General features: G+C 46.2%; 23 protein-coding genes and 1 pseudogene. 11 read left to right on the plus strand and 13 right to left on the minus strand.

What is annotated here, in order from left to right; translation table 11 throughout:
* Positions 1-73 precede the first annotated feature (73 nt).
* From ACNFVB_RS08985 to ACNFVB_RS09000, 4 genes are all read right to left on the minus strand, one after another.
* Complete coding sequence (locus ACNFVB_RS08985) at positions 74-2,185, minus strand: transferrin-binding protein-like solute binding protein (protein WP_430737265.1); 2,112 nt, start codon at positions 2,183-2,185, stop codon at positions 74-76.
* A 331-nt stretch (positions 2,186-2,516) separates the two neighbouring features.
* Positions 2,517-3,902, minus strand: coding sequence for an OmpP1/FadL family transporter (locus ACNFVB_RS08990; protein ID WP_430737266.1), 1,386 nt, complete (start codon positions 3,900-3,902; stop codon positions 2,517-2,519).
* Between the two features lie 683 nt (positions 3,903-4,585).
* Positions 4,586-5,980: an outer membrane protein transport protein gene (locus ACNFVB_RS08995; RefSeq protein ID WP_430737267.1), complete on the minus strand. Its 1,395-nt coding sequence runs from the start codon at positions 5,978-5,980 to the stop codon at positions 4,586-4,588.
* A gap of 219 nt (positions 5,981-6,199) precedes the next feature.
* Complete coding sequence (locus ACNFVB_RS09000; RefSeq protein WP_430737268.1) at positions 6,200-6,457, minus strand: SlyX family protein; 258 nt, start codon at positions 6,455-6,457, stop codon at positions 6,200-6,202.
* A gap of 240 nt (positions 6,458-6,697) precedes the next feature.
* Between ACNFVB_RS09000 and ACNFVB_RS09005 the strand changes: the two genes are divergently transcribed.
* From ACNFVB_RS09005 to ACNFVB_RS09030, 6 genes are all read left to right on the plus strand, one after another.
* Positions 6,698-8,638 (plus strand): ATP-binding cassette domain-containing protein, encoded by a 1,941-nt coding sequence (locus ACNFVB_RS09005; protein WP_430737269.1) that lies wholly within the window; start codon positions 6,698-6,700, stop codon positions 8,636-8,638.
* 469 nt (positions 8,639-9,107) lie between these two features.
* Positions 9,108-9,692, plus strand: coding sequence for a ubiquinol-cytochrome c reductase iron-sulfur subunit (gene petA / locus ACNFVB_RS09010; RefSeq protein ID WP_274631504.1), 585 nt, complete (start codon positions 9,108-9,110; stop codon positions 9,690-9,692).
* A 22-nt stretch (positions 9,693-9,714) separates the two neighbouring features.
* Positions 9,715-10,920: a cytochrome b gene (locus ACNFVB_RS09015; RefSeq protein WP_198336410.1), complete on the plus strand. Its 1,206-nt coding sequence runs from the start codon at positions 9,715-9,717 to the stop codon at positions 10,918-10,920.
* A complete protein-coding gene (locus ACNFVB_RS09020) occupies positions 10,920-11,633 on the plus strand; it encodes a cytochrome c1 (protein ID WP_198336400.1) in 714 nt (237 codons plus the stop codon). The genes ACNFVB_RS09015 and ACNFVB_RS09020 overlap by 1 nt, the downstream gene beginning before the upstream one ends.
* 347 nt (positions 11,634-11,980) lie before the next feature.
* Positions 11,981-12,595: a glutathione S-transferase N-terminal domain-containing protein gene (locus ACNFVB_RS09025; protein WP_192993004.1), complete on the plus strand. Its 615-nt coding sequence runs from the start codon at positions 11,981-11,983 to the stop codon at positions 12,593-12,595.
* Positions 12,596-12,785: 190 nt separating this feature from the next.
* Positions 12,786-13,211, plus strand: a complete 426-nt coding sequence (locus ACNFVB_RS09030) for a ClpXP protease specificity-enhancing factor (protein WP_430737270.1) — start codon at positions 12,786-12,788, stop codon at positions 13,209-13,211.
* Positions 13,212-13,363: 152 nt separating this feature from the next.
* Here the strand turns inward: ACNFVB_RS09030 and dcd are convergent, their stop codons facing one another.
* The 9 genes and pseudogenes from dcd to ACNFVB_RS09075 form a co-directional block, all read right to left on the minus strand.
* A complete protein-coding gene (gene dcd / locus ACNFVB_RS09035; RefSeq protein WP_075101619.1) occupies positions 13,364-13,939 on the minus strand; it encodes a dCTP deaminase in 576 nt (191 codons plus the stop codon).
* A 276-nt stretch (positions 13,940-14,215) separates the two neighbouring features.
* Positions 14,216-15,337: a DUF2804 domain-containing protein gene (locus ACNFVB_RS09040; protein ID WP_430737271.1), complete on the minus strand. Its 1,122-nt coding sequence runs from the start codon at positions 15,335-15,337 to the stop codon at positions 14,216-14,218.
* Between the two features lie 23 nt (positions 15,338-15,360).
* The gene (locus ACNFVB_RS09045; RefSeq protein ID WP_192993001.1) at positions 15,361-15,786 is read right to left on the minus strand and encodes a hypothetical protein; all 426 of its coding nucleotides are present in this window, start codon (positions 15,784-15,786) and stop codon (positions 15,361-15,363) included.
* An 85-nt stretch (positions 15,787-15,871) separates the two neighbouring features.
* Positions 15,872-17,104 carry an iron-sulfur cluster carrier protein ApbC gene (gene apbC / locus ACNFVB_RS09050; protein WP_430737272.1) on the minus strand — a complete coding sequence of 411 codons (1,233 nt, stop codon included), beginning with the start codon at positions 17,102-17,104 and terminating at the stop codon, positions 15,872-15,874.
* A 196-nt stretch (positions 17,105-17,300) separates the two neighbouring features.
* The gene (gene mgtE, locus ACNFVB_RS09055; protein ID WP_430738512.1) at positions 17,301-18,653 is read right to left on the minus strand and encodes a magnesium transporter; all 1,353 of its coding nucleotides are present in this window, start codon (positions 18,651-18,653) and stop codon (positions 17,301-17,303) included.
* A 276-nt stretch (positions 18,654-18,929) separates the two neighbouring features.
* Entirely contained in the window at positions 18,930-19,082 is a 153-nt protein-coding gene (locus ACNFVB_RS09060; protein ID WP_430737273.1) for a hypothetical protein, read from the minus strand.
* Between the two features lie 74 nt (positions 19,083-19,156).
* A pseudogene (locus tag ACNFVB_RS09065) lies at positions 19,157-19,255 on the minus strand (3-hydroxybutyrate dehydrogenase); the annotation flags it as partial.
* Positions 19,256-19,305: 50 nt separating this feature from the next.
* Positions 19,306-19,935, minus strand: coding sequence for a CoA transferase subunit B (locus ACNFVB_RS09070; protein ID WP_288996896.1), 630 nt, complete (start codon positions 19,933-19,935; stop codon positions 19,306-19,308).
* A gap of 175 nt (positions 19,936-20,110) precedes the next feature.
* Positions 20,111-20,824 (minus strand): CoA transferase subunit A, encoded by a 714-nt coding sequence (locus tag ACNFVB_RS09075; protein WP_288996895.1) that lies wholly within the window; start codon positions 20,822-20,824, stop codon positions 20,111-20,113.
* A gap of 297 nt (positions 20,825-21,121) precedes the next feature.
* Here ACNFVB_RS09075 and ACNFVB_RS09080 point away from each other — a divergent pair, with 297 nt between their 5' ends.
* The 5 genes from ACNFVB_RS09080 (at position 21,122) to ACNFVB_RS09100 (ending at position 26,354) form a co-directional block, all read left to right on the plus strand.
* On the plus strand, positions 21,122-21,316 hold the full coding sequence (locus tag ACNFVB_RS09080) for a hypothetical protein (RefSeq protein WP_288996893.1): 195 nt from the start codon (positions 21,122-21,124) through the stop codon (positions 21,314-21,316).
* Between the two features lie 43 nt (positions 21,317-21,359).
* Positions 21,360-21,485 carry a hypothetical protein gene (locus ACNFVB_RS09085; protein WP_430737274.1) on the plus strand — a complete coding sequence of 42 codons (126 nt, stop codon included), beginning with the start codon at positions 21,360-21,362 and terminating at the stop codon, positions 21,483-21,485.
* A 307-nt stretch (positions 21,486-21,792) separates the two neighbouring features.
* Complete coding sequence (metG, locus tag ACNFVB_RS09090; RefSeq protein WP_430737275.1) at positions 21,793-23,862, plus strand: methionine--tRNA ligase; 2,070 nt, start codon at positions 21,793-21,795, stop codon at positions 23,860-23,862.
* Positions 23,863-24,164: 302 nt separating this feature from the next.
* Positions 24,165-25,208, plus strand: coding sequence for an ABC transporter substrate-binding protein (locus tag ACNFVB_RS09095; RefSeq protein WP_348549730.1), 1,044 nt, complete (start codon positions 24,165-24,167; stop codon positions 25,206-25,208).
* A 108-nt stretch (positions 25,209-25,316) separates the two neighbouring features.
* Positions 25,317-26,354, plus strand: coding sequence for an ABC transporter substrate-binding protein (locus ACNFVB_RS09100; RefSeq protein ID WP_430737276.1), 1,038 nt, complete (start codon positions 25,317-25,319; stop codon positions 26,352-26,354).
* The last annotated feature ends 226 nt before the right edge of the window (positions 26,355-26,580 follow it).

Here is a 26,580-nt window from a genome sequence, read left to right on the forward strand (position 1 = left end):
GTACTTTTATGGTTTTTATAAACAAAAAAAAGCGCCCGAAGGCGCTTTTTTTATTCTGAGCTAATAGGCTAATTTATTGCTTTTCTGCACCAAAGGTGCCTTGGAAGGTCGTACCTGTTCCAGCTTCTGTTCCTGAACCACCTGGTGCTAATGCTTCTTGGTATATACCACCTAAGAATTTAGCATCTTCGCCATAAAAACCACCTGAGGTCTGCACATTACCAGCTGTGCCAGCAAAGGTGTTACCACTAATATCAGCACTAATATCGATATTCTTATTGATATCAGCAAACGCTAAGTTACCTGTCAGAGAGTCATTAACAAAGTCTACATCGAAGTTTGAAACACCATTAACGTTTACACCTGGACGTGGGTTTAGATCATTAAAATGCAAGTTCTCCATATAGGTAGCATTACCTGTATATTGAACAATTCCATCGCCACCGTTATCCATGTTAAACTGAGCTAAGTCTTTCATATACGCCATGTCTTCAGCAGCAGTCAGTTTACCCTGTACATAAACACTAGATACACGTGCAGAACGACCTAAGATTGAATCTGCCTCACCATATATATGACCGATCTGCATTTGACGATCGAAGTTCTTATAAACAGATTTATAAGGCAGTGTCAAGTTAGTAGAAATAGGCTTTACGACACTGACAGTAGCTGAGCCATTATACTCTTTGAAACCATTCGTATTATCAGCATAAGCGCCATCATTAGCGGAGGCAATTGTTGCGGTAACTGAGTTACTCACTGTATCAGGCTTTGTTAAGTCAGCACGAGCAGTTAAGGTATCAAAGTCAGTAAAGTTGTCGCCGTCTCTAGTGTTAGTAAAGGTGTCGCTTCTGTCATCACTTGCTTTATTATCTTTATCGTCCCAGAATGATCTGAAACCAATCGCAGTACCGTTCGATAACGTAAAGCTCTGCAGTCCTGTCATTTCAGTATCTGCCGCTACATCTGGATTGGTAGGTGCTACTGGCTCTGGTTCAGGAGTAGGTTCTGGTTCAGGAGTAGGCTCTGGCTCAGGAGTAGGCTCTGGCTCAGGAGTAGGCTCTGGCTCAGGAGTAGGTTCTGGCTCAGGAGTAGGCTCTGGCTCAGGAGTAGGCTCTGGCTCAGGAGTAGGCTCTGGCTCAGGAGTAGGCTCTGGTTCAGGAGTAGGCTCTGGCTCAGGAGTAGGCTCTGGTTCAGGAGTAGGCTCTGGTTCAGGAGTAGGCTCTGGCTCTGGTTCTGGCGTTACGTCTTGGTTCTTCTCAGCACCATAAGTACCTTGAGCACCATTACCTTCATAGATACCACCGATGTACTCAGCGTCACCGCCGTAAAATCCACCTTCAGTATTGTAGCCATTATTATCTTCGGCACTACCTGAGAACTGGTTGCCATTGATGCCAGCAGTTAAATCAATTTTACCTGCATTAGCAAAAGTCAGAGCCCCTTCTAGGTTTTTTGCAACGAAGTCAGCTGTAAATACTGAAGTACCAAACTCAATATCTTTGTCTAATCCCAATTCACGATAAGTTGCATCACCTGTATAGTTAACTGTGCCATCTGTCGGCATATTGTCAACCTGAGTGGCATTTCCCGTCACAATGACACCATTTACTGGCAATGTTGAATTTAAGAGCGCAACTTCTGCTTTACCATCAATATGACCAATACGCATCTCATCGCCAAAATCTTTATATGTTGACGTGTAATCTAACGGTAAAGTTTGGCCAAGGCTAGCTACAACGATCTCTGTGCTATCCTCATGGGTTTTAAAGCCGTTTTGAGTATCAGTATCGTTTGCTCCTGACGTATTGATAGCAACCTTTGGTAATAAACCAGGTTGGTCTGGCGTATTGGGGTTTTGTGAAGCTATATCCGCGCGAGCATCAACAGTAGAGCCATCTTCATTGATATCAAACTCACGAGTGGTTTTATTAAATACCCCGAGTGACCCAGCATTGATATTTAGCGATTGAACACCTGTTCTATCCGCTTCCGGTGTCGGTGTCGGTGTCGGTGTAGGTGTAGGTGTAGGTTCTGGCTCTGGCTCTGGTTCAGGAGTAGGCTCTGGTTCAGGAGTAGGCTCTGGCGCAGGAATGGTTGGACTGCTACCATCAAAGATATCACTCATATTATAAGAGTCACTACCACTACTTCCGCAGGCTGCTAAGATGACAGAGGTCAACATAACTACACTGGCTTTTAAAGGGGTTTTTAACTTGTTTGCTGATAGGTCAGCTGAGATTGAATGACGATTAGGTGACATTCTTCTTCCTCCATGGATGATTGATAGATAGTCCTTTACCTATTCGTACGACATATGATGGGTCTGTACGATATATAGATAATCAAATTTAGTTTGCAAAGTCAATTTGTTGCAGCGAGTACCTGCTGATAAAACATGACGCAAACGTTCATTTATTAAAAATTAAATACATGTATCGACGTGATCAGGCTTATCTGGCTCATAAGCTAGATAAGCCGTTATAGTTAGATTTCAGATAGTGAGATATCACAATTTATTGGCTCTGATAAGACAGTTTGACACCAGCAATATAACCATCGTTGTCTTCAGCTTTGCTGACGATACTACCGTTAGGTAGTTGTCCAGTCGCATCGCCAAACTTCAGATATTTACCACCCACAGATACCGCCCATTCAGGAGTGACATTGTATTTCACGCCACCACCGATACTATAGAACCCTTCAATAGTACCAAGCGAGCTCACCGGATCACCAGCACCAGAGTCATAACCAACCACGACCGAACCCGCCAGCTTTTCATTGAAACGTTTGGCTAGACCCACGTCGACTTTCCATTGGTCTTTGTCATAAGACAATAATGGCAAGCCTTCTGGAACAGCAGCCTTAGAGTAAGCATTGTATAATGGTGGTACGATGGTAAAATCACTCCATGGTACCCAGCGTACATCTAATGTACCTAATAGCTGATACTTTTCACTTAGACCTGTTTGAATATTTAAGTTCACAGACTCAGGCGTTGTGACTGTCGCATCAGTGGTGGCGTATTCGCCAACAGACTGACCTAACTCAGAATTTGGATCAATCCCAAGTTTGCCTAGTGCAATATCTCGTAGAGGTGACCCTAATAGAGGTATTCTCTCTCCCACTGGGGTTTTATGGTCAATCTCTGAGCGATACGTTAAGGCAGCATTTAAGGCGATTTCAGGCTTGCTATACGCCAAGCCTGCTACCCAACCATAGTCAGTGTCACTATTCACATTAGCATCGTAGCCTGTCAACGGACCGTATGCTTGACCGCGCAAGTGCACATCTGCTTTTACCTTTTGCATCACAGGACCGCCATAGACTTGAAAGCCATTGGACTTATAACCGATCAAACCTGTCCAGGATTCAGAGTGCACACTGACGTTGGTATTTTTGTCGTAATCTGGGTCTAGTACCGAAGAGTTGATAACTTCGTTTGGAACGGATGTCCCAGTTGACGAGTCGGCAATAGTATCCTTACCTGCTTGAGAGACAAACGTGCTATCGCCAGAGTACTCTACTTCTGCACCAAATGGTTCGTCATAAAACACACCAATACTGAAGTTCTCATTGATGTCGGTTTTGACGCCATAGCGCATAAAACTATATGTATCTGGAGTTGCATTACCAGTTGACTTACCTTTTCTATAAGCCTCTTCTGTCGAAGTAATGCCATTATTAATATCACCAGTTGGAGTAGTGATAGCACCAGCATTATCATGGGCTGAAACATCAGTATCAATGTAAGCGTAATCAATCTCGGCATAAGTACCAGGATTAAAAAAGCCTTTGATGTCTTGACCAGAACGGTCGAGGCCAGCAGCTTGCGTCAATGAAGCAGCCGATAGCGTGATCAGAGCGAGGGTAAGTTTAGAGATAGGAAAATTTTGAGACACTTAGATATCCTCCATGAATAAAATAACTGGCAAGTAGCTCGGATACTATACAGACTAGTGACCTGTACTAGTAACGTCAGCCGATGCTATGCAATCCTTTGCCAAACGACTTAACTGTCGAAAGTAACGATGATTTACGCAACCTTACTTTCGTTGTTATCAGACATTACCGCTATGTAAGACAACGTAACTGATTTCAGTATCATAATTAAACTTCTATACTATAGCAATACTCTTTTAGAGATTTTACAAAGATGCATTTATGTTAATAGAATATTCACCACTGTTTCATTGAGCCAATAATGTGGCATTTTTTACCTCACAAACGCTTTCTTATCGTCTATATGCCATCTTATATGATTCACTATATCTCATTGATTATAAAAGATATATTTTATAAAAATTTTTTTGTAAAAAAAGTCAGCGGTTTTAGGCCGTCATTTTTATAAAGAATAGCAAAACAAAGTATTAAAACAATCGTTCACTGACTGATAAGTATTAACTAGCTATTTGACATTATGATTAAGCAGAAATCTCATCTATGGTCGACTCTAAATAAAAGAATCATATGTTTATTCACCAGTAAGGTTAACCATATTATTTGTTTTTGCCAAAAAAAAGCGACCCATAATGGATCGCTTTTTTAGCATTTATCTCAGTTTAAAACTCAACTGATTTAGTGCTTATTTTGCTTGATAAGACAGCTTCACACCCAGCGCAAAACCGTCGTTGTCTTCAAACTTGCTAACAACTTGCTTTGATGGAATTTGACCATCAGCATCGCCGAACCGTAGGTATTTACCACCTGCAGACACCGCCCAGTTTTCTGTGATGTCGTATTTACCACCTAGACCGACACTATAATAGCCTTCGATAGGGCCTAGTGAAGTGACAGGGTTGCCAGCGCCACTGTCCCAACCAACGGTACCACTAACGGCAAACTTTGGTGCTAGACGTTTGGCAAGACCTAACTCTACCTGCCACTGGTCTTTATCATAGCTTACTAATGCCAAGCCTTTATCATCTTTCGTAGCAACTTTACTCACATCGTTGTATAACGACGGTACGATAGCAAAGTCGCTCCACGGTACCCAGCGCACTTTAGCAGTGGCTAATGTGGTTGGATTGATACCCGTTTGGAAATCAAAGTTAACTGACTCTGGTGTGTTAATTTCGATATCAGCATGTCTAGTCGTTGATAATGGAACGCCGATAGTGGCACCAGCAGCGGTGGCCAAAGGGAAAGATTCAAACGCTTTTGCGCTATGCTTGATCTCAGAGCGATATGTCAACGCCGCTTTTAGCGCAATCTCAGGCTTGCTATATGCCATACCAGCAATCCAACCATAGTCTTGGTCATTGCTAATATGCGTGGTATAGCCTTTTGCTGAGCTGTATGCATCGCCACGCAGCTTCACGTCCGCTCTTACACGCTGAGCAACGGGACCACCATATGCTTGGAACTCTTTGTTTTGACCAAACTTCATTCCAAGAATACCCGTGATACTTTCGGTACGTACTTCAACTTGTGTCTCTTCGCCTGCAACTGCTGCTAGACCTTTAGCGGCTTCTAGACCGATTAGCTGAGCCTGTGCCTCTTTTAGTTGCTCAGCTGTCAAACCGCCTGGGTTACCTGGCGCGAGCGCGCCTTGCAACTGCGGTATCAACACATCATCAACATAATCTTCGGTAACATTAGGGTTGCCTGTAAAATCTTGGATGATAGCATCGGCATCAGTATTGGTAATGAAGTCATTTTTACCAGTATAGTCGGCTGCGGCGCCAAATGGCTCATCATATAAGACACCGATACTAAAGGTGTCATTGATATCTGTTTTTACGCCATAACGGAAAAAGTCGTAATCTTCTGCGATGTCATCAATTTTATTGCCTGATGAGTCTTTACCACTTACATCGGCGTCGATATAAGTATAGACGGTCTCTGCATAAGTGCCATCTTGTAAGAATGCGGTGATGTCTTGACCTGAACGATCAAGACCAGCAGCACTAGCAGCGCTAGCGACAGATAGAGCAGCAACAGCTACTGCGAGAGTTTTTAAATGAAAAGTTGCGCGCATTGTATATCTCCAAACATCCGCATTGTTTCACTACTTAACCCGACTTTTATGAGTAAGCAGCATCCGAGGGTGAAGATAGTAAAGATTTTGGCACACGAAAACAACTGCAAAAACACATTATTTCTTGTTTATGACTAAACAGTATCTTCATCTAATAATGTGCATATAAAATAATCAAACAAAAAATATCCAGTCCTGCATCAGATATTGGATTAGAAATCAGTAATGTGGCGGTCTATCTTCCATCACATCAAATGGGGCAATACCACTCTCTGAGTCTTGATTTTCTATTTGCTTATAAATGAGCTGTAACTGACGCTGCAATGTATGAATATCCCTATCTTGTCGCGTGATGACGTCATTTAACCTTTCGACAGTGACCTCAAGATGCGCTAGGCTCGTTTGTAAATCGATTACTTGGGCTTGCAAGTCATCTTGCATACCAAACCCGTCCTCTTTATCTTTGAATTGATTCATGTTGTTCTCTAAATAATGGTAAGTAGAAGGTCAAATAGACTCGGCAGCAGCATATTTGCAGCAGCGTCAATAGTAGCCAGTCACCTTTGATAACAGGCATTAAATCGCCGCCACTATGCAAAGTAATAAATAGTGTTGATAAAACCACTTACGCGCACTACAGTGATGTGGTGGCATGTTATACTGCTGGCAATTTTGCAACAACCCCTACCTCACTATTATATAAGCTTAAGATACTCTATGGCACTGATACATCTAAAAGACATTCACTTAGCCTTTGGCGTCGCCCCCATTCTCGATGGTATTGATTTTTCGATCAATGCAGGCGAGCGTGTGTGCTTAATCGGCCGCAATGGCGAAGGTAAATCTACTCTATTTAAACTGATCAATGGCTCGCTGCAGCCAGATAGTGGTGAGATCATCACCAATAGTAGCATGCGCGTTGCGATGCTCGAGCAAGACGTCCCCGAGTCGAGCGGACGCATACTTGATATCGTCATGGGCGGTAGCCGCCGCACAGCTGAGCTGCTGATCAATTATAATAAGCAAGTGGAGATGTGCGCCAATGGCGACATGGACGCTTGCGAGCACATGGCGACCTTGCAGCATGATATCGACGCCGTCCATGGCTGGGACTTAGAGCGCGATGCCACCCGTCTAATTACCACCATGGGGCTTGACCCAGAGGACGACCTCTCCTCGCTATCTGGAGGCCGTAAGCGCCGCGTTTTGCTCGCGCGTGCGCTGGTCACCAAACCTGACGTATTGTTATTAGATGAGCCGACCAACCATCTAGACGTTGATAGTATTGAGTGGTTAGAGCGCTTCTTGCTTGATTGGCAAGGACTGACTTTGTTATTTGTCACGCACGATAGAGCATTCGTTGATAAACTTGCGACTCGTATTGTAGAGCTTGACCGTGGCCAATTGACCAGCTATGACGTCACCCAAGGCGCCAAAGGCTACGCTCGTTATCAAGAGCTAAAAGAGCAGCAGCTACTTGCTGAGGAAAAAAACAATGCCAATTTTGATAAAAAACTGGCGCAAGAAGAAGTGTGGATTCGTCAAGGCATCAAAGCCCGTCGTACCCGTAACGAAGGCCGCGTCCGTGAGCTAAAAGCCCTGCGCGAAGAGCGAAAAAACCGCCGCGAGCAAGTCGGCAACGTCAACATCACCATGGGTGAAGGCGAAAAAAGCGGCAAGCTGGTCTGTAAAGTCAAAAACCTGCACCTTGAATATGAGGGTAATGTACTGGTTGACAACTTTACGACCACTATTATGCGCGGCGACAAAATCGGTATTGTCGGCCCTAACGGCGCAGGCAAAACCACATTAATCAAAGCCCTACTCGATATGTCGGATGACGAGGTCACCAAGACCGGCAGCGTCACGCTTGGCACCAATTTGCAAATTGCCTTTTTTGATCAGCTGCGTGATCAGCTCGACCTTGAGGCAAGCGTCGCGCAAAACGTCTCAGAAGGCTCGGATTTTGTCGAAGTGGGCGGCCGAAAAACCCATATCATGAGCTATTTGCAAGACTTCTTATTTGCGCCGGAGCGCGCGCGTACACCTGTCAAAGCTTTATCGGGTGGTGAGCGCAACCGCGTATTACTTGCCAAGCAATTATTAAAACCTGCCAACATATTAGTACTTGATGAGCCGACCAACGATTTGGATATGGCCACCCTTGAGCTATTAGAAGAGTCGGTCAGCAGCTTTAACGGCACCATCTTGCTGATCAGTCATGACCGCTCATTTATGGACAATGTGGTCACCTCCACTTGGGTATTTGACACGGATGAAAATGGCAATGGCATCGTCAAAAAGTATGTTGGCGGTTATCAAGAGTACTTGATACAAAAAAACCGCGAGGAAGCCGCGCGCGCCGCAAAAGCACCCGTTAGCAATACTAAAGCGTCAAAATCAGCCAATAAAGCTGACGCTGGAAAGCCAAATAAAGCCGCCAAAAAGCTCAACTTCAATGAGCAGCGCGAGCTAGATAGCTTACCCAAAGAAATCGCGGCGCTAGAAGCCGAACAAAAAACGCTAGAAGACAAGCTGGCTGATGGTTCATGGTTTACCACCGACTTTGATGCCGCGACGGCCGCCAGTGAGCGCTTGTTGGCTATCGAAGAGGAGATGATGAGCAAGCTTGAACGCTGGAGTGAGCTTGAAGGCTAATCGCCTAAAGACGCGTTTAGGATAATAAAAGATCACCGCTTTTGTCGCTAAAGTGGTGATTGTTGATTGACGATGAGAGACATAACGCTTAAGTACTGAAAGTTAGTGAACATTGCCTGAATTTCAAGTATCATTCGCTATTGTTGAATATCCTTATTGATTATAAGGTCATCACGTGACCATCGTTTGCAAAACCGTTGAAGCGCCTTTGCGTCCTTTATCGAAACAAAACGGATGTTAGACGTTGATAATCCAGCTTTTTTGTATGGGTTACCCTGTTCAACCTTATACTGTGTTCTCTCAAGGTTGCTTTATTTTTAACGCAATAATTTATTTTATCACCGAAATAGCTTAGAATAGCAACAATTAGCAAAATTAGGCACAGCTAAAGTGGCTTGATATTGTATATTTTCTAAGCCACAAACCCAGTGTGGGATAATCCCATTTCATTCACCTGGAGGAAGTATTAATGAGCCAAGCCGAAGGCGTTAACGTACAACGCCGTAGAGTTCTTATTGCCTCAACTGCCGCAATTGGTGCAGCTGGGGTAGCTGCTGTGGCAACACCTTTTGTCCGCTCTTGGTACCCAAGCGCCAAAGCTGAGGCTGCAGGGGCTGCAGTCACCCAAGACATCAGCTCTATTGAAGCGGGACAGATGATTGTCGTCAAATATCGCGGTAAACCGATCTTTGTGGTAAAACGTACCGAAGACATGTTGAGCACGCTTGAGTCAGTTAAGCCATTACTATCTGACCCTAATTCAGAAGCATCGCTACAACCAGAGTATTGCCAAAACCCAGAGCGTTCTTTGACACCAGAAGTCTTGGTGGTCGAAGGCGTGTGTACGCATTTAGGCTGTGCACCGAACTACCGTCCTGATGTGGGCGCAACCGATTTGGGTGGTAACGACTGGTACGGCGGCTTTTTTTGCCCCTGTCACGGATCAAAATATGACTTAGCAGGCCGTGTCTATAGTGGCGTTCCTGCACCGCTGAATTTACCTGTTCCAGAATATAGCATGGAAGGTACCATCTTGACGGTTGGGGAGGCTTAATATGAGTATGGGTAAAAAGTTAATGCATTGGGTGGACGCGCGTTTCCCAGCGACTGAAACCTATGAATACCACATGTCAAAGTACTATGCACCAAAGAACTTTAACTTTTGGTACTTCTTTGGCGTATTGTCAATGGTCGTATTGGTCAACCAGTTGGTGACCGGTATTTGGCTGACGATGATGTACAACCCTAGTGCCGAGGGCGCATTTGCGTCTGTAGAATACATCATGCGTGATGTCAAAGGCGGTTGGCTCATCCGTTATATGCACTCGACTGGCGCCTCAGCGTTCTTTGTCGTGGTGTATTTGCATATGTTTAGAGCACTGCTCTACGGCTCATATCAAAAACCTCGTGAGCTTATTTGGCTCATCGGCATGGGCATCTATTTGGCTCTTATGGCCGAAGGTTTCTTTGGATACCTACTCCCTTGGGGCAACATGTCATTTTGGGGTGCTCAGGTTATCTTAAACCTTCCTGCAGCGCTGCCGGTAATTGGTGACGGTCTTGCTGAGTGGGTACGTGGTGACTATATCATCTCAGGTATCACCCTAAACCGCTTCTTTGCGCTACACGTTGTCGCTATTCCATTGGTCCTTGTGGGCTTGGTCTTCATGCACATTGTCGCATTGCACCATGTAGGTTCTAACAACCCTGATGGTATCGATATTAAGAAGCTAAAAGACAAAAATGGCGTACCATTAGACGGTATCGAATTCCATCCATACTACACTGTGCATGATATGGTGGGTATCGTAGTATTCTTTATCTGTTTCTTTGCGGTGGTGTTCTTCTTCCCTGAAGGCGGCGGTTATTTCCTTGAGCCACCTAACTTTGAAGCAGCGAACTCACTGAAAACACCAGCACACATTGCACCAGTATGGTACTACACACCGTTCTATGCCATCTTGCGTGCGGTTCCAAGTAAGCTGGGCGGGGTCATCGCCATGGGTGCGGCCATCGCTGTACTATTCTTGATACCGTGGCTCGACAGATCACCTGTACGCTCAATACGCTACAAAGGTATCTTGTCTAAGATTGCACTAACTGTCTTTGCTATTAGCTTTATCGTACTTGGCTATTTAGGTGCAACACCTGCGACGCCAACTGCGACTATTATGGCTCGTGTCTTCACGATTCTATATTTCTTGTTCTTCTTGTTGATGCCGTTTTACACTGCCATCGAGAAGTGTAAACAGCCACCAGAACGCGTTACCGGAGGTCACTAATGAGCACGCTAATCAAATCCCTAGCTGGTCTAGGCTTAGGCGCGGCATTGAGTTTGACTGCTGGTAGTGCGCTGGCAGCAGGCGGCGGATGTGGTACTTTTACCAATGCCGACGGCGTGGTAGAACATTTGGCTTGTAGTGAAGCCCCCATTGACTTTACCAATAAAGGCTCGCTACAAAACGGTGCAAAAATCTTTATGAACTACTGTGCTGGTTGTCATTCTGCACAGTACGTTCGTCATTCACGCATCGCCAAAGACTTGGATATTCCACCTGAGCTGGTCGAAAAATACCTAATGGTCACCACCGATCAAATCGGTGACCATATCACAGCGGAGATTGACCCTGAGGTTCAAGCCGCATGGTTTGGTGCGGCGCCACCAGACCTGTCGCTTGAAACCAGACTACGCGGTGATGACTGGGTTTATACTTATCTATTGTCATTTTATGAAGATCCAAGCCGTCCTTGGGGCTCAAACAACTTAGTGCTGGCAAACGCGGCGATGCCGCACGTATTGCATAACATGCAAGAAGAGCTTAGTGCTGAAGAGTTTGAATCTGAAGTTGGTGACTTGGTCAACTTTATGGCGTGGATGGCAGAACCTGCCCGTCATGACCGTCAAGTGATTGGCTTCTTTGTAATTTTATTCTTGTTAGTATTACTGATCCCAGTTTACTTACTCAATAAAGAGTTCTGGAAAGACGTAAAGTAACAGCATCATAAACATAGCCTATCGCTATAAAAAATTGGTCATAATAGACACAAAAAGGCACTACTTGGGTAGTGCCTTTTTTCATTTTGCCGCACCGTATTTTGTACGTGCTACTATATAGTTTGATCCAAGTAAATCAGATACATGGCTATCAAGTCGCTCAATGAAACGTTTTTATATCGAATCGAGGATAGCGTAGATAATAGAGACTGATAAGATAATAAAGACTGACAATAGAACAAACACCTATCCATACGGCATCCACCCATCACGCTTACGTACACCGGCTTGATAATCAGCTCTACTTTGTTTACGATGACACCCTTTACTATGAACATTAGGCTTTCATGATTGATGCAAACGACATTCCAAGTAGTCAGCTAATCTTATATGCTGATGACGGCTACGACAGTCATGTGGTGCGGCTATTACTTGAAGAAAAAAAGCTCGATTATTATTTGTCACGTTTGCACTCTGAGCGCCCCGAGGACTTGACTGAGCTAAACCCTTATCATACCCTGCCTGTGTTGCAGCAGCGTGATATTGCCCTTTATGAAATCAACGTGATTTTTGAATACTTAGAAGAGCGCTACCATACCAATAAGCTGCTCCCTGAAGCCCCGCAAGAGCGCGCACAGTTTCGCCAATTGGCATGGCGCATCCAGCATGATTGGCTGGTGCTCGGCAAGCAGCTACTGACACATCCTGATAGTTTTAATAAAGCGAAAGCTGTCATTGCCAAAAAACAGCTCAGTGATTCTTTAATCACGCTTGCGCCTTTGTTTGCGCATAAGCCTTATTTTATGGCAGATGACTTTGGCTGGTGTGACGTGTTATTAGCGCCTTTACTGTGGCGACTAGAAGACATGGGCATAGCGCTACCGCGTGCGATCAGTCGGCCTTTATTGGACTATCAGCAGCGTATCTTTGAGCGCGAGAGCTTCCAAAGAAGTGTGCGCTAATTAGACAACGCTCGATGTCTGTCTTAGAATAAAAAGTGTAAAAAGGATAAAAACCAAACAGACAGTAACAACGCAAAGATCAGTCCCGCCATACTTGTCTGTTGCAAACAATGTATTATTTAAAATAGTAGACTGTTGTCAAAGATGACCGTTTATCTCATAACCCATATTTAGTATAGGAAATCATTAGATGAGCGATACCACTTCTCTCACCCCAACTCGTCCATATATGGTACGCGCCCTTTATCAATGGATAGAGGACAATGCGCTGACGCCCTATCTGATGGTCGATGCGACGGCCAAAAACGTTCAGGTACCAACCGAACATGTACAAGATGGCCGTATTGTGCTCAATATTGCCAGCCGTGCGACAGGCAATATGCGCATGGACAATGACTATATCCAGTTCAGCGCTCGTTTTGGTGGCGTTTCACAAGAGATTTGGGTGCCATTGACGGCGGTGATGGGTATCTATGCCAAAGAAAACTCGCAAGGCATGTTTTTTGATCCAAACGAGTATGACAATTATGTGCCAGAAGAGCAGTACACGACGCCCAAGGCGGACAAGCCTAAACCCAAACGCGATAACAAAGCGGGTCTAAAAGTCTTAAAGTAACAAAAACCTCTAACACCTTAGTTTTTAGCCCACAAAAAAGCCAGTCGTATGAACCATGACTGGCTTTTTGCTTATTTAACACTCTATAACTTTACTCTATAAGGCTAAAGACCTAAGCTAGCGCCAAACAGCAATAACTGAGCGGCTGCCGACTACGTTCTTGGCAGCGTGACACCGCGTTGACCTTGGTACTTGCCGCCACGGTCTTTATAGCTGGTTTCACAAACATCATCGCTATCACTTTGGAAAAACAGCATCTGTGCAACCCCTTCACCTGCATAAATGCGCGCAGGTAGATTGGTGGTATTACTAAACTCAAGCGTTACATGCCCTTCCCACTCAGGCTCAAGTGGTGTGACGTTGACGATGATGCCGCAGCGTGCATAAGTAGATTTACCAAGACAAATAGTCAGGACATCGCGTGGTATACGAAAGTACTCAACGGTACGCGCCAGCGCAAATGAGTTGGGCGGAATGATGCACTCATCACCAACGATATCGATAAAGCTTTTATCATCGAAGTTTTTGGGATCGACCACCACAGAGTGTACATTGGTAAAAACTTTAAACTCAGGGGCACAGCGTACATCGTATCCGTAGCTTGATGTGCCGTAGCTGACCAAACGCTCGCCTGCATCGTTGAAACGTACTTGACCCGCCTCAAATGGCTCAATCATGCCATGTTCTTCAGCCATTTTGCGAATCCAGCGGTCAGATTTGATAGACATTTTTGTTCCTTAACAAATAATAATATAGGGGTTGGGCGCTGACGATAACGCATCAATGCTCCAGAGGCTGTCATGATTGTCACCCTCTAAGAGACACGCTTCGTATATTGGTAGCGGTGATTATACGGAATTGAGCGCTGAATTTATAGAGCTGTCACTATTTATCATGCAAACCATTTAATAGCCAAACCCTTAACACCCAAACTACTTGACAACCAAACTTTTAACATCCGAGTCAACCGAGTCACTTTATAAAAAGCAGGCAGGACCTCTAGGCTACCATTTGGCAAAATGGTCTTCTGCCAATCCCATGACATGATCAAGCCTGATGACGGTATCGCCCAGCCGTATCTCCCCACTATACCAGCCAAGCCATTGCTCAAAAATACTGGCCAGTACGCCAAAGTTATCGGTTTTTTGATAGACAGTCATGGGCGTAAAGGTCAAATCAATATCGACATTGCTCCAGCCAAGGTTTTGATGATAAACACGCCAAGTACTTGGCACAGCTGCCTGCAAGGCCTTACGTACAAACATCACAGGCGGTAGATAATATATCTGCCCATCTAGCCAGCAGGCATTTTCGCTCATACCTGTTTCATTGACACCCATCGATAAGTTCAATAAAAAATGGCGACCATCGGGCAAATAGTGATTGATACATGTCCAAAACCAATTGGTCTCGCGGCGCATATAGCCCAGCGTCCAATCTAGATTGGCAGTTGCAGACGCATCAAAGTCTATTTGCTTGGTTTGGCTGCCATCTGTAACCGCAGCGATATTAAATATTGATGCTTCTTTGATGCACATGTGTCCCATGACTGCTGTCAGTGGCTCTTTTTGTGTGTATGTCCAGCCGCGCCTGCCCGTTGGGGTGCAGATCGCAAGTGGCTGCGCTTGCCGCTGTAGCATCGCATCAAGCGTAATGTGTTTACTATCCAATGCTACTGCGATTTGTGAAGGCGTAAAATCCAATGTTACGGTCAGCTTATTATGGGTAAATGCCATTCGCCCTTGATAGCAATCACCTATTAGCTGCGTCTGCCGCGTCAAAGGCTGCAAAGCTTCACAAACCTCTAGCTCATCAGTCTCATCGTTATAAAGATAAACAAAGGCACTGGTGGCAAGTTTGATGGTCGCCAGTGCCAAACAGATGCGATAAGGCGGCTGGATAATTTGGATAAAGCAAAATTGATTGGCTTTGAGATCTTTTCGCCAGTTTGGCAGCGTCTTTTGCGAGATCAGATGACTGTGGTAGTCAAGATAATTGATACTTTTGACTTGCGTAAACACCCCAAAAGTGGGCTGTCCCTCTTGGATAAGCTGTTCAATAACTGGTCTTGCACCCACAGGTGAGTGCGGCTGATTTTGTGCGTTAGGGCTGGGGTTTTGGTTCATAAGTGAGGTATCCTAACCAAATTTTATCGTGAGACTACCTGTCCTTGGTAGCCAACGGTGGTGCTTACGACGCTTCTTTTTGCTTGTCTTGCAGACACCCAAATGGCTTCTCTTATCACCTTAATCTCTATATCGGTCAAACCATCTGTCAGCTTTTGTGTCACATCAGTAGCGGCTATCGCGCTCATCCATAAAAAGTGCCGAGGAAACTTTTTTAATAACTCAGCCAACACTGCTGAAAACTTATTAAAATCAGCGATCACCATGCGGCGATTGCTAAATTCGGCGTTGATTTGATACCGTTTGCTACTACCGTCTTTGTAATAGCAAACAGCAATTATTTGATTGTTTGAAAGCTCAATCACATATATCGGCGGGCGCAACAGTTTTAATAACACATACTGCTTGGGAATATCGTCTAAATGACGCCGATAAATCGATATGCTCACCATACTTCCTTGCTGTAAACCACGTTCTTTATGGAAAAATACGCTTAGGCTATTTTACTATTATTCGAGTAGCGCGCAAAACCTATCAAAAAATTCGCTTATCATCGACTGGTTTGGCAAATTTTGCAATGTTGGCTTCGATGTTTTTGGCAATGCTCAAATAATAAGAGGCAAACTCATCGTCAGCCAAGACGCTTGGCACCCCTTTGTCCACTTGGGCGCGGATACCACTGGCAAGTGGCAACTGGCCTAGTAGCGGCACCTGATATTGCTCTGCGATAAACTCGCCGCCACCGCTGCCAAAGATGGCCTCGGTATGGTTGCAGTTACTACAAGTATGCAGCGCCATGTTTTCCACCACACCCAGTACGGGGATATTGGTTTTGTTAAACATCTCAACGCCCTTTTGCGCATCCATCAAGGCCACATGCTGCGGTGTTGTCACAATCACCGCCCCTGTGACAGGAATACGCTGCGCCAATGTCAGCTGAATATCACCTGTACCTGGTGGCATATCAATCACCAAATAGTCCAATTGTGGCCAGTTGGTTTGATTGTATAGCTGCATCAGGGCGCCCGTGGCCTTGGGGCCGCGCCACGCGACAGGAGTGTTGTCACTATCGAGCAAGCTACCTATCGATAGCATGGCTATACTGTGCGCTTCGACAGGCACAAACTGCTCGTTTTCTAGCTCAGGCTTGATATCCGCCACACCCAGCATCGTTGGCATACTAGGGCCGTAGATATCGGCATCTAGCACGCCCACACGGTTGCCAAGCTTTTGTAATGCCAAAGCAATATTGACTGTCGTCGTTGATTTACCGACGCCGCCTTTGCCTGAGGCCACCACAATAATATGACGAATACGTGGGTGCGCCGCCAGCGATGCTTGCGTCGGCGCAGCCTTAGTAATTGGTGGCTCGCTGCTTGTCGGTTCTTGCTCTGCTTGGGTAGCAGGTTTGGCGTGAGTGGCCATGGCATCTGTCGTCTTTGGCATCGATTTGGGCGGCGCTTTGGGCAAGCTTGCACCAGCACCTTTAACATCGGCTGGTAGGCGCACATTCATATGAATGGTTCTGATACCATGCGGATGCAGCAGTTGACCCAGCTCCTGTTGTATCTGTTCAGGGTTACTGTCTTTGGGTAAGCGCAAATCTAAGGTGAGCACTTGCCCGTCGCGCTCAAGCCCCGTCACCATCGTGGCAATGCTAACGGTGCCGACTTCATAGCCGAGCAAGACTTTATCAACTGCGCTATCACGCTCGGCGCGCTGCTGCGGTGTTTCGGCTTTGGATTTTTTTTTCATAAAATTAAACATGGCTATCATGACTACCTATTTTGCAAGTGGGCCGGTAGGACAACTCGAGCAATACCGTCGTCGCGCTGGTCAATAATACATCATCAGCTTTTTTGTCTACCCTTATTATCCGACAGTGTAGCTCAATTGACGCTATAAAAAAACCACAATGCCAGTGGGAACACGCGCGCCGACGATACCTATGGCAAAAACCAATTCAACCGATCGCCAAAAACTTCGAAGCGATCAATAAATAGATCAGCACTCCCGACGCATCACACACTGAAGTGATCAAAGGCGCACTGGCGGCGGCAGGGTCAAAGCCTAATTTGTTCAGCACAAATGGCAAGCTCATGCCGATCACACAACCAATCATCACCACCGACATCATGCTAAGCGCCAGCACCAGCGACACCACGGCATCACCGCGAATATAACCAATGATAGAGATCGCCACCGCCATGGTCGCACCGAGCATCAACGCCACCAGAGCCTCACGACCAAGCAAGGAAAACCAATCGCGCATCACCACATCGCCCGTGGCCAGCGCCCGTACCATCAAGGTTGCAGACTGCGAGCCGGCGTTGCCACCACTATCGACCAATAGCGGCAAAAAAAACACCAGCACTAAATTGGCGGCAATCACCTCTTCAAAATTTGCAATACTCAAACCAGATAGCAAGTTGCCAAACACCAAAAACACCAGCCAAAACACCCGTTTGCGGTAGAGCATACGGATACTGACGTCTTTTAGTTTACCGACCATGGTCGAGACACCACCCGACTTATGAAAATCGTCGGTGGCTTCATCATTGACCACATCGATCGCATCATCATGAGTGACGATCCCAACCAGAGCGCCACTGTCATCGGTAATGGGCAAGGCGATCAAATCATAACGCGCGATGGTTTTGGCGACGTCCTCTTGGTCATCATGGACATTACACGACACCACGCTACTCATCATCAGATCGGCGATACGCTGCTCAGGCGATGCCAAAATCAATACACGTAAGGACACCACGCCCAACAGCTTGCGCGCCGCATCGATGACATAAGCATGATAAATGGTCTCAGCATCCGGCGCCTCTAAGCGTAGCGCGGCCAGTGCCTCAGCGACACTCATCTGAGCGCTCAAGGTAGCATAATCTGAGGTCATCAGCGCCCCAGCGGTACTCTCTTCATAGGCGGAGAGTCTGCGAATGTCTTCGCGCTCTGCCTGTGCCAATGCTGGTAGCAGGGCATCACGCTGCGCTTGATTGAGACGCTTATATAAATCGGTACGCTCATCAGCGGGCATCTCGCCGACTATCTTTGCTAGGCTGGCCCGCGGGAACACCTGCGCCATGGCGACTTGAATATCAGGCGCTAAGTAGGCAAACACTGTCGCACGATTGGGCAGACGCTGTAGTAATGGCCACGCAAGTGTAGGTGTCATTAATGCCAGTACATCAGCGCTATCGATAGGTCGCAGGTCTTGCAACTGCTGTACCGACTCATCAAATTGCTGCTGTGCGACAGCGTCGCTTAACTTGGCTGCAAACGTTTCTGCAAAATCTTTCTCATTCATCATTGTCACTCCGTCATCATTGTCACTCCGTGCAGCGCGAAGTCAGGCAACAGGTGCTCATAAAAAAGAGCCAATACAATTGGCTCAAGTCAACATAAAATCAAATCCTAATGGATTGGTCTTTTATTAGCAAGCTGATGATAGTCAAACGCCTCAAATAGCCAGCAAACCACAATCACGGTCAGTGTTGCCAAAGTTGATACCACAAACAAACATGGATGGTATCAATTTATATAAAAGCGCCATAAACCCGCGACTGGCTCAGTTTGGATTTTATTAATTCATAAACCAACCATGGCTGGCGACGATGGATTGTCCAGTAAAGACATTGCTTGGGAATGCTGCTAAAAACAAAGCCAGCTGGGCAATATCATCGACTGTGGTAAACGCTTTATCGACGGTATTGACCAGCATAATGTCATTTACCACTGACTCTTCACTGATGCCTTTTTCGGTGGCTTGTTCGGGGATTTGTTTTTCGACCAGTGGGGTTTTGACAAACCCTTGGCATAGGTTTCGGCGATATCGCGTCCGATACCACTTGCGGCGCCTGTGACTAAGGCCACTTTGCCTGTCAAATCTTGTTGTAATTGGGTCGCCATATGCGATCATCCTTTATCAGTTGGCTGTGTTCAGTCCTTGTTGGCCGCCGTTATTGCACAATGCTCACTGGGGTTTTTTCTTGTAGCTCCTCAAAGCTGACACCCTCTGCCAATTCCACCAGCTTTAGGCCATCATGGGTGACGTCTAATACCGCAAGCTCGGTGATGATACGGTCGACCACGCCTTTGCCTGTCAAGGGTAGCACGCATTCTGCAAGGATTTTTGGCTCGCCGTGTTTGTTGACTTGCTCCATCAGCACAATCACCCGCTGCACACCGGCCACCAAATCCATCGCGCCGCCCATGCCTTTAACCATTTTTTTGGGAATCATCCAGTTGGCCAAATCCCCTTTTTCTGACACTTCCATCGCGCCGAGTATCGCCAGATTGACATGACCACCTCGAATCATCGCAAACGACTCTGAGCTACTAAAATAACTGGCGCCCGGCTCTGCGGTGACGGTTTGCTTGCCCGCATTAATCAAATCGGCATCGACATTCTCCTCCGTTGGAAACTCGCCAATACCTAATAGGCCGTTTTCAGACTGTAGCCAGACATCCACCCCTTCAGGAATATAGTTGGCCACGAGGGTCGGTAGTCCAATGCCCAAGTTTACATAATAGCCGTCTTGCAACTCTTGTGCGGCACGCTGTGCCATCTGCTCTCTTGTCCATGCCATGGTGATTTCCTTATTTTTATAACCACTCCAAGAAATATGATTAGCGGCATCAAACTCGCTTAGTCTACAAAATGTAGCACTTAGGGTTATCTTACTTGCTGCTCAATTTTTAGAAGTAGTATTACAATATTCTATTATTAACGTCATTTTTAAAAGGTTTGGGTAAAACCACTAACTAAGCACTCTTGGCGGCTTTAGTGGTGGTTTTTTCGATACGTTTTTCAGGGTTATCATTTAAGACGATACGTTGCACAAAGATACCGGGCAGATGTACGTCATCAGGGTCAAGAGTGCCGGTCTCGACGATTTCTTCGACCTCAACGATGGTCACTTTGCCCGCCATTGCACAATCCGGGTTGAAGTTACGAGCGGTTTTATTAAAGAGTAAATTGCCCGCCTTATCGGCCTTTTGCGCTTTAATCAATGCCACATCGGCGCGCAGTGAATGCTCTAACACATAAGTACGACCGTCAAACTCACGGGTTTCTTTGCCTTCAGCGACCAGCGTACCAACGCCTGTGGCGGTATAAAATGCAGGAATGCCTGCACCGCCTGAGCGCAGTTTTTCGGCCAAGGTGCCTTGCGGCGTTAGCTCAACTTCAAGCTCACCTGCCAAGTATTGACGCTCAAACTCTTTGTTTTCGCCGACGTAAGATGAAATCATTTTTTTAATTTGACGGGTTTGTAGTAGTAATCCTAAACCGAAGTCATCGACACCGGCGTTGTTACTGATGCAGGTCAAATCCTTAACTCCGCTATCACGCAATGCTTCGATCAACGCTTCAGGAATACCGCACAGACCAAACCCGCCAATAGCAAGCGTCTGCCCATCGCTGACGATGCCTTTTAGCGCCTCTTCGGCACTACTATATACTTTTGAGCGACTCATACTTATCTCCTTGCAAGTCTGTTTTTGTTATTAACGTCCATTATCTATCATGATTTATTTATTGTGCCAATCAATAGCGCATTGACTGTTTTAAATTTAAATCAATACATTTTATATCGATATATCATATATCAAATACTTATGCTAAGTTAACATATAATTCTCGTAGCGAGAAGACAATAACACTAAGAACGAATGAGACAGTACAGTAGCGAGGTATGAGGCAAGTCAATATCATATTATTCTAAGATTAATATTTGATAAAAAATCAAAAATTACATATTTTGATTAATTTTATTGACCTATGTACCCAAGCGCTTGATTCCAGCAGCGATTGCGCTTGGCTCCTTTACCTTTACCATGACAGCACTACCAGGCACGCCAGCCATTCAAAACGCTATCCCAATCCCATACTACAATACCAACGTTTTTGCCGCACCGATACTGGGTATCATCGGCGGTACCATTATGTTTGTCTGTGGCTGGCTATAGCTACAGACACGCGCCAAAAAAGCCAATGCCGCAGGTGAAGGCTATGGTCAATTATCATCTCATTGGTCGTTGCTTGTACGGTTTTGATTCCGCTGATCGCAGTGGTCGCTATCATCATCTTGGGGACGATGTTTGGTTCTTTTTGATCGCACCGCTCGCCTTGCCTTAACGCACCTCACTCTACAACCGTTTTATTTTCGATTGATGATAACCACGAACACCACCCACTCAGCCCGCGCTCGGTGGGTTTTTTATGTCAAAGCGATGCTGGTTTTTTATAAAGATTCAGCCATCACTTAGTGTTAATTACTAAGGAATATCACAAATTTGGCCGAATTACGGTATCATAGGCACACTTTTTAGACTTTTGCTTATTTTAGAAGTTTTTAGCCTTGATAACGTCATCATCATACCTTTATAAACAGCGTGTGACGTTTGATAACCAACCCATTTATACAAAAATATAGGTGATAAAAGTGCGTGAGATTTTAGTAACCAGTGCGCTGCCCTACGCCAATGGCTACATCCATTTGGGGCACCTTGTAGAATACATTCAGACAGACATCTGGGTACGTGCCATGAAGGCGCAAGGCCATCAGGTCACTTATGTCTGTGCCGATGACGCGCACGGTACAGCCATCATGCTCAAAGCAGAAGCCAATGGCGTCACGCCAGAAGAGCAAATCGCCTCGGTCAAAGCCTCACACGAAGCAGACTTTGCAAAGTTTTTGATTGAATTTGACAACTACCACAGCACCCACTCAGAAGAAAACAAACATTTCTCAGAGCTGATTTATCGTCGTCTAAATAACGCCGGCCACATCAGCACAAAGGATGTCGAGCAATTGTTTGATCCCGAAAAACAGTTGTTTTTGGCCGATCGATTTGTCAAGGGAGAGTGCCCAGAATGCGCTAGCCCAGACCAATATGGTGATAACTGTGAAGTCTGCGGCACCACCTATGATGCCACCGAGCTAAAAAACCCCTATTCGACGTTGTCGGATGCCACGCCGGTACTCAAAACCTCAAAGCATTATTTCTTTGATTTGCCAGAATTTGAGCAGTTTTTAAAAGACTGGACCCGCAGTGATGAGCGCTTGCAAGTTTCGGTCGCCAATAAGCTGCAAGAATGGTTTGAAGCGGGTCTCACCAGTTGGGATATCTCTCGCGATGCGCCGTATTTTGGTTTTCAGATACCCGATACCCCAAGCGATGAGCCAGACAAATACTTTTATGTATGGCTCGATGCGCCAGTGGGCTACATGGCCAGCTTTAAAAACCTATGCGACAAACGCGAAGGCAGCGATCAGGCGCTCGATTTTGACCGCTATTGGGCACAGGAAAATGAGCATAAAACCGAGGTGTATCACTTCATCGGTAAAGACATCGTGTATTTCCATGCACTGTTTTGGCCTGCCATGCTAGCCGGTAGTGAATTCCGCACGCCAACGGGCGTTTTTGCTCATGGTTTCTTAATGGTCAATGGCGAAAAAATGAGTAAGTCACGCGGCACCTTTATCAAAGCTGAGACTTATGCCGAGCACTTGCACCCAGAGTATCTGCGTTATTACTTCGCCAGTAAGCTGTCGGATAAGGTCGAGGACATCAACCTTGATTTAGAAGATTTTATGCAAAAGGTCAACTCTGACTTGGTAGGTAAAGTGGTCAATATCGCCAGTCGCAGCGCCGGTTTTATCGTCAAAAAATACGACGGGATGCTCTCAGAGGTCTGCGCTGAGCCTGAGTTGTTAGAAGACATCACCAAAACGGGCGATGAGATTGCTGCTGCTTATGAAAACCGCGAGTTCTCCCGTGCCATGCGCCTTATCATGCAGTGTGCGGACAAGGCCAACGAGTATATCGATGGCAAAAAACCATGGTCACTTGCCAAGCAAGAAGGCACTGAACAAGAGGTGCAAGACGTCTGCTCGGTGGCGATCAACATCTTCCGTCAGCTCATGGTTTATCTTGCGCCAGTATTGCCTGAGCTGACCGCCAATGCCAAAACGTTTTTGAATATTGAAGACTTAAGCTTTGCCAGCCGCAATGAGTGGCTACTGGGTAATAAAATCAATAAATTCAAGCCACTGATGCAGCGTATCGAAGAGAAAGACGTCACCGCCATGATCGAAGACTCCAAAGCATCGCTAACCCAGAGTGAAGCGCCAGCGGCTGATCAGCCGGCTTCTGCCGCAGACGAAGCAAGCGAGTCAGACGACTATATCGGTATCGAGGACTTTGCCAAGGTTGAGATGAAAGTGGCGCACGTGGTCGCGTGCAACCATGTCGAAGGCGCAGACAAACTATTGCAATTTACCCTAGATGTCGGTGAAGAGTCTCCGCGCAACGTGTTTAGCGGCATTCGTAAGTTTTATGAGCCTGAGCAATTACAAGGCAAAAAAGTGATCTGCGTCACCAATCTGGCGCCGCGCAAGATGAAGTTTGGTGTCTCAGAAGGCATGGTACTCTCAACCGGTCATCCAAAGACAGGGCTTACGGTCGTCACCTTGCCAGATGACTGCGTGATTGGCGATACATTAGCGTAAAGTCGGTTTTGAGCGTGATACTCTTTGTACCTTTATGATTTTTTTGTTTCAAAAAAGACGTCCAAGTGACGTCTTTTTTGCGTTTTTGCCGATAAAAGCTGAGAAACCCCATCGTCAATATATCTGGCGAGATGACTCATGACGAACTCGCCTTAATTTTTTATTGCGATAACTTACATTACTGTCATAATATGGACGTAATAATCATGGATTGATTACTTTTATGTTCGCCCGTTATCTCAGCATGTACATAATATTGACTCGGGTAACCTGCACTTCTTTAACCGACGAGCCAGAATAACATGACCTTTGCTACTACTTTACGCTTTAGCCTATATGGTGCCGCCATGAGCGCTGCCCTTGGGCTACTGGGCTGCTCAGACGCCACCGACACCGCCGCCGATAGCGCTGGTACTGATGCCGACAAACCTGCCAAGACCTTGGCCATCACCCAGATCGTCGAACATCCATCGCTAGATGAGATGCGCCGCGGTATCATTGATGAGCTGGCTGATAATGGCTACATCGAAGGTCAAAACCTCACAGTAAACTTCCAAAGTGCGCAGGGTAATACTGCCACCGCAGGGCAAATCGCCAAACAGTTTGCCGGCGACAACCCTGATGCCATCGTCGCCATATCGACGCCCTCGGCACAGTCAGTGGTGGCCTCTACCAAAACCGTCCCTGTGATTTATACCGCCATCTCAGACCCTGTGGCTGCAAAACTCATCGATGCCAATGACGTGCCTATCCAGTCAAACGTCACTGGCCTATCAAGTGAGCTGCCTATCGAGCCGCAACTGGACAATATCAAAAAAATCGTCCCCGATGCCAAAACCATCGGCTATGTCTATAGCCCAGGTGAAGTCAACTCTGTGGTGGTGCTCGATCAGCTCAAAAAAGCCGCGCCAAATTACGGCCTTACCATCTTAGATGTCACGGCCAATCGCCCAACCGATGTCGCCATGGCAACGCGCAGCCTCTCAGGTCGTGCCGATGTCATTTATACCTCGCTTGACAACAACGTGGTATCCGCCTTTGAAGCCATGGCAGGCGCAGCCAACGAGCTGGATATTCCGGTGATTGCTTCGGACGAGTTTAGCGTACGACGCGGCGCGACCGCCGCACTTGGGGTCAATGATTATGATTTTGGTCGTACCACAGGCAAGATGGTCTATCGCGTGCTAAATGGTGAAGCCGTGAGCGCCATCAAGCCTGAGGTCATGAATACCTTAACCTTGTACGCCAGTCCAAAGCATGCCGCTGAGCAAGGCGTAAGCTTGAGTGAGGATTTGCTAAAAAACGCCATCAATATCGACAAAAAGGCACAAGCCACTGCACAGTAGTCATAGGGCGTGTGATGCAGTAATTGTATGACACAGTCAACTGACGTTATCCTTTACCCATTTATTGAATAATGTACGGACACATTATTATTTTCAGGAGTGAGAGCTATGTTTTATCAAAACCGTTTTGGTCATTTCAACTTCAGTAAGGCACTGTTATTAGGCGGCGTTTGTACTGCGATCTTAACTGGCTGTAATCAGACAGCCCAAGATACCGATAGTGCTGACGGTACGGCAGACAGTACCGCCACGCAAATGAAAACGGTCGCCATTACCGCCATTGTCGAGCATCCTGCCTTAGATGACGTACGTAAAGGCGTGATCGACGAGCTCGATGAAGCAGGTTTTAAAGACGGTGAAAACCTAACGGTTAACTTTCAAAGCGCACAAGGCAATACGGCAACAGCCGGACAGATCGCCAAGCAGTTTGTCGCGGATGAGCCAGACGCTATCGTCGCGATCGCCACCCCATCCGCTCAGTCTGTTGCGGCAGCGACCAGCACCATTCCGATGGTGTTTTCGGCTGTGACTGACCCTATCGCCGCCAAGCTAGTACCGAAACTTGATGGCTCAGGCACCAACGTCACTGGCGCATCAGATGCACTACCCTATGAGCCGCAAATCGAGCTGATGCGTCAGATCATCCCAGACCTAAAAAACGTCGGTTACGTCTATAGCCCAGGTGAAGTCAACTCAACCATCATCCTAAAAAACCTAAAAGAAAAGCTGACCCCTCAAGGCATTAATGTGCATGAAGCGCCAGCACAGCGTAGTAACGACATCGCCATGGCCGCCCGCAGTCTTGAGGGTAAGGTGGATATGATCTACACCTCAACCGATAACAACGTGGTGTCGGCTTATGAGTCGCTATACCAAATCGCCAAAGAAAGTAAGATTCCGCTGATTGCCTCAGACACCAGCTCAGTCGAGCGCGGTGCGGTGGCGGCGTTGGGCGTCAACTACTACGATCTTGGCCGCGAAACTGGCAAAATCGTTGTGCGTATCTTAAATGGTGAAAAAGCCGGCGCTATCCCTGTCTATACGCCGCAAGCGCTAGATTTGTATGTCAGTCCAAAACATGCGACTGAAGAAGGCATTACTTTGTCACAAGCGGTTATCGATAACGCCAAAGAAGTGATAGAATAACGGCCTTTTATTTTTAACGTCACATAGCAGCGTCTATCTATCAGCAAAACCACCAAACAGACAGCGAGCGCTATTCATGGCTGGCTGTCGTTGGTTTTGTCCGATGGGGCTATATAATTAAAACCAAGGTAGCTTATGATCGTTATTCATCGTGATATGTTTTGGTTTACCCTAACCGCAGATTGTTTAATCTGTTAAATTCACCGCTTAGCTGTTTGGCGTTTAT

It is taken from the genome of Psychrobacter sp. VH5 (assembly GCF_050572635.1).
Lineage (GTDB): Bacteria > Pseudomonadota > Gammaproteobacteria > Pseudomonadales > Moraxellaceae > Psychrobacter > Psychrobacter celer.